This window comes from uncultured Caballeronia sp., assembly GCF_964243625.1.
GTDB lineage: Bacteria > Pseudomonadota > Gammaproteobacteria > Burkholderiales > Burkholderiaceae > Caballeronia.
Genome location: NZ_CAXTGZ010000331.1, coordinates 1 through 6,713, shown reverse-complemented (window position 1 = coordinate 6,713; position 6,713 = coordinate 1). Strand labels below are relative to the sequence as shown.

Here is a 6,713-nt window from a genome sequence, read left to right as displayed (position 1 = left end):
ACGCCGACCGCGAACATTCCGTGGGCGCCGGCGTTCCTTGCGCCTGTCGCCGAGCGGGTACGCCGTGAAGCCCAGATTCCGGTTGCATCGGCGTGGGGAATCGATACCCCCGAACTCGCCGATGGCACCGTTCGCGACAACCAGCTCGACCTCGTGATGGTAGGCCGCGCGCATCTGGCCAATCCGCACTGGCCGTACTACGCGGCGAAGAAACTGGGGATCGAACGTGCGGCCTGGACGCTGCCGGCGCCCTACGCGCACTGGCTGGAGCGTTACGCGGTCAGCTAACAGTTCGATGCCCTCACGGGCCGGCGCATGACGGCCGGTCCGCGTTCAGGCGAACCGATGATCCTCCAGCGCATGGCGGCACACCTGCAACATCCGCTGAACAACGGTACTTGCCGGGTTCAGTTTCATGTCGCCGGTGAAAAGGCCCTGCACATCGGCGCGTTTCAACGCAATGCCGACGCCGATCAGATCGCGTTGTGCAATTTGCAACGCGAGCTGCCCAAGGCGAACCCGGTCGAGCCACGGTATATGGAGGCGATTGCTCGAAAGCCACGACCGGCATGCGATCACGACATGATCCACGCGCCAGTCGCTCGTGAGCGCGTACGTCGCCGCTGCCGTGGCGACGACATAACACAGTAATTCAGCGTGCGCCTCGGGAAGGAGGCTCATATCACCTGTTTCCATACTTGCACTTTTTACAATGAACGCCGGATGGTCGTAGCAACGATCCTGCTATCCTGCCACGACAAATCGCTGGCGGAACAGTTTATCGGCTGGCGTAGGTGTTGAAATTTGGGGCGCGGTCATTGCGCACGCGACATCGCAAGAGCTTACCCATATGGGGCCGAATTTGCAGAAACAACAGCGCGGTCCGTACCAGCTTCACGAAACGATCGCGCTCAGATAAGACGGCAGTTCCGGCTGTTCAAGGCGGCTGACGAGATCGAAACGCAGCATCCAGCGGGTATCGGCTTCGTCCAGATGCTTTTGCAGTTCCTTTGCAGCGTGCGCCGGCTTGTTTGCAAGGAGCGCATCGATTATGCGCAGGTGCTCGGCAAACGCGTTGTCGATAAGCTCGCCCGGTATGCTCAAGTAAGGGTCCGCAAGATAACGCGTCGGCACGAACAGCACATGCGTGCGCGAGAGCGCCTGGACGATCTCGCGATTCGGACAATGCGAAAGCAGATCGATATGCAGATCCGTTTCCGCCGTGTCCATATCCGAGCCGCCACGCGCTATTTCAGCCTCCAGCCGCTCGCGCATGATCTCCAGCTTTTCACGGCTTACAAAGGGGGCCGCGTGCATCAAAGCAGTCGGTTCGAGCAGCCGCCGCATTTCAAACAAATGCCCGATGCGCTCGGCCGTCACGCGTTCGGCAACCCAGTGGCCAATGCGATCCTTCGATAACGCGCCCACGCTGTGCATGCGCGCCATCACATCGCGTGCGACGGTACGGCTGACGTTGAAATGCTGCGCGAGGCGCTCTTCCGTGATGCGCACGGAACCAAACAACACGCGCGTGCACAGTTCCCGCTCCACAGCCGCGTACATTCGCTCCCATTGCGGCGTGCTGGTCAGTTCGAGTTTGTCGAGGGTGGCGGAGCGGCCATCGGGACAGCCCTCCGGTCCACCGGCTACGAGATAACCGCGCCCTTCGTTCTCTGTCACGAGTTTGTCGGCGCACAGCGCGGCCAACGCCGAGCGCGCGGGCGACCGGCTGATGCTGAAAGATTTCGCCACTTGCGCTTCCAGCAGTTTTTCGCCGGGCAGGATGCGCCCGGACTCGATCATCTCTCTTAACAGAAGATAGACGCGCCGATGAATCGAAGCGCTGGCTTCGGCGGACGGCTCGGCCTCTGGTGTGACGATTAAGGAACTCATAGTGGGTCGTGACGCGCGGTCGGAAGATCAAGCGTTACTCTAGCGCATCGCTGCGCGGACGGGAGCACACGGCACGCGTGGTTACGTCGCGAGGAAACGTCCGATCTCGCGATTGATGAATTCTGCCGATTGCGGGTCGGCGTCGGTGGCCGCCAAGTGTCCGCTCGTCGATGGCAACCGCAGGAACCTACAGTCGGGAATCACCCTCGCCGCCCATTCCGCGGCTTCAACCGGGTTGTACAGATCCAGTCCGGGTGCGCCGATCATCGTCCGCGCGTGGATGGATTGCAGCGCGCGTTCCGTATCGCCGGTGAATCCCGGAGTAGTACCCACATCGTGCGCGTCGTACGCCCAAGATTGATAGATCCAGTCCAGCGGATCGCTTTGCTGCGCGCCCCACCAGGCTGCGCGTTGGCTTATCCAGTCAGGAACGCTGGCCGCATCTGGAACGTCCCGGGCGAAACGTTCCGGCGTGCGCATCGCGAAGATATGCATGATCGCGATCCATGCTTCCATGCCGCCGTTTCCTGTTTCAAGGCATAAGCGTGCAGCGTGGTTCATCGCAGCGGCCCACGGTGCGGTCTTCGCCATCGGCGTGAGCGCGACGATGCTGCGCATGAAGCGCGGATAGGAGACGCCCCATTGCAACGCCTGCATGCCGCCCATGGACGCGCCCACCACACTTTCCAAGTTACGTACGCCGAGGTGTTCGAGCAACGCCATCTGGCTTTGGACCATATCGCGGATGGTAAAGCGAGGGAACTGGCGGCCGGGTTGTGTCTGCGAGTTGGACGGAGAACTCGACAAGCCATTGCCAATTGCATCGATCACCACAACCGTGACTTGCGCGGGATCGAATGCATGCTCGCGTCCAATCAGGAAATCGAGCCGGTGATGCGTACTGCCGATCGCGCAGAGGCCGAGCACGACCGGCCGCAATGTATCGGCAAGATCGCCATGAACGACGTACGAGAGTTCCAGGTCATCGATGCACTCGCCCGATTCCAGCCCGAACGCTCCGAGCGCGCACATGTGATGCGCCGATTCGATCCATCCGGGTTGCATTGGAGGATGAGGCATGTTCAGAACTCGATGACGGAACGGATGTCGATACCACGCGCGAGCCGGTCCAGTCCCGTGTTGATATCGGCGAGTTTGAGGCGGTCCGTGATGTATTCGTCGAGCAGCAAGGTTCCTTTGAAATACGCATCGACCAGCATGGGGAAATCGCGTTCGGGCACCGCGCCGCCGTAACTTGCACGCACGATGCGCTTCTCGCCCATCAACGTTCCCCAGCGCAAGGAAAGGTTTTCCTGTGCGGGCAATTTGCCGAGCCAGACCACGTTGCCGCCGACACGCACGAGTTCCAGACTCGCCTGGAACGCGGCCGGATTGCCCGCGGCCTCGAACACATAATCGGCGCCTCGGCCCGATGTCAATTCGGCAAGCGCGTTGTTGAGATGCTCGTTGGCAAGCAAGGTATGCGTTGCGCCAAATACCGTTGCGATCTTCAGCTTGCCAGGATCGCGGTCAACGGCAATGATTTTTTCCGCGCCGGCAAGCCTCGCGCCCTGTATGACCGATAGCCCGACTGACCCGCATCCGATCACGCAGACCGAACTTCCGGCTTCGACCTTGGCCACGTTCAGCACAGCGCCCACGCCCGTCATCACGCCGCATCCGATCAGGCACGCGCGGTCGAACGGCATCTCCTTCGATATCGGCACCGCGCAGTCCTCCGTCACCACGCACAACTCCGCGAAGCTTCCCGAGTACATGAGCTGATGCACGGGCTGGTCACCGAAAAAAAGGCGCGGCCGGCCATCGAAATGCCATGCCAACGGCGCCCGGTCACGATACTGCTGGCAGAGTATCGATTGCTGCCTCATGCAATAGAAGCAGCCGTTGCAATGCGGATTCCACGATGTAATCACGTGGTCACCCACCGCGAGATTCGTCACCGCCTTCCCTACCCACTGCACGACGCCCGCCGCTTCGTGGCCGGGCACGAACGGAACAGGCACGCCAAGGTCGCCGCGTACCGCTTCGAGGTCCGTGTGGCAAAGACTGGTGGCGCGCACGTTGACTACGACATCGTTGTCGGCGAGCGCACCCAGTGTCAGGCGTTCGATGCTCAACGGCCGGCCGGTCCCGGTCAATACTGCTGCGGCGAAATTCATAGGCTCGTAAGTTCAGCGACGCTGCGCCGCGCCCTTGTAGAGGATCTGCTGGTTGCGCTCGCCGATCTGTTGATGCAGCGCGACGAACTCGGGTTCGAGATCGACCGTTGGCCGTGGTTCGTGCTCGAAGGTATTGAACGTGTCGACACCACGCACGAGCGTCGCGCTGTCATCGCCTTCGAGTTGGCGGACATAAGTCGGAATGTAGCGGATCGCATAACCAATGCGGCGTTTGTCGGAAGCGTTCGGCGGCGAGCCGTGCACGATCCGGACGTGGTGCAGCGACATCTCGCCGGGCTCCAGTTCGATCGATACCGCTTGCGCCTGATCTACGTCCACCGCGACTTCCTGCCCGCGCGTCAGCAGGTTATGTTCGGAGAACGTATCGCGATGGGGAATCTGGTCGAGCAGATGCGTCCCGGGGATAACCTGCATGGCGCCGTTCGCTTTATTGCTTTCCGATAACGCCACCCAGGCTGTCACCACGTCCGGCTTCGAAAGCCCCCAGTATGTCGAATCCTGATGCCATGAGACGAAGGCTGGATCGCGCGCGTCCTTGATGAAGAAACTGCTTGCCCAGCACAGCAGGTTTTCGCCGTAGAGATCGTCGATGGCGTCGACGACCTCACGTTTCCTGACAAGGTCGTTCAGCCACGAAAACAGCAAGTGGCTCTTCACGTTCAGCGCTTTCTTGCGCAGCTTGTCGTTGCCATGCTCGAAGTCTTCCAGACGTTCGCGCAGTTCTAACGCCTGCGCCACGGACATCACGCGTACCGGCGCAACGTACCCGAATTCCTTGAAGTGCTGGACCTGCTCTGCGGTGAGTGCTTTCAACATGTATCGTCTCCGGTTATAGCTTTGAGTGCTCACGCCGCCTGGGCGGCTGCGAGGCGCTCCGTCTGTGGTTGCGCGGCGGTCGCCGGCGCATGCAAGTGGCCGCCCGATGTCAGTGCGCGGCAGTCGACCCTGCGCACGTCCGTGATACCGCACAGCGCCATGGTCAGGTCCAGTTCGCTGCGAATGATCTCGAGGCAGCGCGTCACGCCCGCTTCCCCTTGCGCGCCGAGTCCATACAGGAAAGCCCGGCCTATGTACACCGCGCTTGCGCCGCACGCGAGCGCCTTCAGCACATCCTGGCCTGAGCGGATGCCGCCATCCATGTGGACTTCCATCTCGCCGCGAACGGCATCGGCAATATGAGGCAATGCGCAAATCGTCGATAACGCTCCGTCGAGCTGACGTCCTCCATGATTCGATACCACCAGTGCGTCGGCGCCGCAGCGCGCGGCCATCAAGGCATCTTCAGGATCGAGGATGCCCTTCACGATCAGCTTGCCTTTCCACAGGCGCCGCACCCATTCGACGTCCTTCCATGTGAGGGTTGCATCGAACTGATCGGTGGCCCAGTCAGCCATGGAAGCAATACCGGTCACACCGGGCGCGTGTCCTACGATGTTGCCGAAGGTCCTCCGCGTTGTACCCAGCATGCCGGCGCACCATCGCGGACGGCTCATCATGTTCACGAGATTGCGTGGCGTAAGTTTCGGCGGCGCCGACAAACCGTTCTTGCGGTCCTTGTGACGTTGCCCCTGTATCTGCAGATCGAGCGTCAGCACGAGCGCGGAACATCCGACCTCCTCTGCACGTTTGATCAGGCTCGCGATAAACCCGCGGTCCCGCATCATGTAGAGCTGGAACCAGAACGGCTGCGTGATCGCGCCGGCAACATCTTCGATAGAGCAGATGCTCATGGTCGATAACGTGAACGGCACGCCGAAGCGCTCTGCCGCACGCGCCGCGAGGATCTCGCCGTCGGCGTGCTGCATGCCGGTCAGGCCGGTCGGCGCCAGCGCCACGGGCATGGTGACAGGCGTGCCTGCCATCGTCGTGGCGAGGTTGCGGTGACTGAAGTCCACCGCCACGCGCTGGCGAAAATGCAACTTGGCGAAATCGTCGGAATTCGCGCGATACGTGGATTCGGTCCACGAACCGGCATCGACATAGTCGTAGAACATCTTCGGCACGCGCCGTTTCGCCTCGATCCGCAGTTCTTCGACAGTCGCGAAATAAGTCATCTTGAGTGTCCGTGAAAGTGACGTCTGCTGCTTCAGCTTCGCGCCGGTTCAGCTTCGAATGACAATTGTTCCTTGGGCGAGCGCACGAAAATCGCCACGGATATCGCGCCGAGTGCTGCAATCAAGCCGGTCAGCAGGAACGCGCTCTTGAAGTTGCCCGACCATTGCACTAGAAACCCGGTCGCGGCTGGAGCCACGATGCCCGCCAGATTCGCAATCAGATGCACGAAGCCGCTTACCGCACCGACGCGGTTCTTCTCGACGGTATCGAGGATGATCGCGAAGTACGTGTTAAACGATGCATACATGAAGAAGACCGCCACGGCCATCAGCGTGACAGCGGACGTCAGGTCGGTGACGGCGCCCGTCGCCGCGATGCACACCGCGCCTGCAGCCAGGCTTGTGATCAGCACGAGTTTGCGCGCGAAGATCGCCCGGCCCGTCTTCTTGTAGATCCAGTCGCACACGAAGCCGCCCGCCACCAGTCCGGTCGTTCCGACCAGCCACGGGATCACGGTCACCACCGACATCTTCTGGATGCTGAGGTGATGCGCCATCGTCAGGT

At 61.2% G+C, this 6,713-nt stretch carries 7 protein-coding genes and 1 pseudogene; 1 reads left to right on the top strand and 7 read right to left on the bottom strand.

Annotation, left to right across the window (positions count from 1 at the left end; all coding sequences use genetic code 11):
- Positions 1-288 (top strand): annotated as a pseudogene (locus ACFFAR_RS20655) (NADH:flavin oxidoreductase/NADH oxidase); the annotation flags it as partial.
- Positions 289-333: 45 nt separating this feature from the next.
- Here the strand turns inward: ACFFAR_RS20655 and ACFFAR_RS20650 are convergent.
- The 7 genes from ACFFAR_RS20650 to ACFFAR_RS20620 all read right to left on the bottom strand — a co-directional run.
- Positions 334-696, bottom strand: coding sequence for a hypothetical protein (locus tag ACFFAR_RS20650; protein WP_174363544.1), 363 nt, complete (start codon positions 694-696; stop codon positions 334-336).
- A 198-nt stretch (positions 697-894) separates the two neighbouring features.
- Positions 895-1,893, bottom strand: a complete 999-nt coding sequence (locus ACFFAR_RS20645; RefSeq protein ID WP_174363545.1) for a GntR family transcriptional regulator — start codon at positions 1,891-1,893, stop codon at positions 895-897.
- Between the two features lie 81 nt (positions 1,894-1,974).
- Positions 1,975-2,973: an alpha/beta fold hydrolase gene (locus ACFFAR_RS20640; protein ID WP_174363546.1), complete on the bottom strand. Its 999-nt coding sequence runs from the start codon at positions 2,971-2,973 to the stop codon at positions 1,975-1,977.
- 2 nt (positions 2,974-2,975) lie between these two features.
- Entirely contained in the window at positions 2,976-4,073 is a 1,098-nt protein-coding gene (locus ACFFAR_RS20635) for a zinc-binding dehydrogenase (RefSeq protein WP_174363547.1), read from the bottom strand.
- A 12-nt stretch (positions 4,074-4,085) separates the two neighbouring features.
- Positions 4,086-4,910, bottom strand: a complete 825-nt coding sequence (locus tag ACFFAR_RS20630) for a phytanoyl-CoA dioxygenase family protein (RefSeq protein ID WP_174363548.1) — start codon at positions 4,908-4,910, stop codon at positions 4,086-4,088.
- 29 nt (positions 4,911-4,939) lie between these two features.
- Positions 4,940-6,148 carry an L-lactate dehydrogenase gene (locus ACFFAR_RS20625; RefSeq protein WP_174363549.1) on the bottom strand — a complete coding sequence of 403 codons (1,209 nt, stop codon included), beginning with the start codon at positions 6,146-6,148 and terminating at the stop codon, positions 4,940-4,942.
- 32 nt (positions 6,149-6,180) lie between these two features.
- Positions 6,181-6,713: MFS transporter (locus ACFFAR_RS20620; protein WP_174363550.1), on the bottom strand; the 533-nt coding region annotated here is incomplete at its 5' end.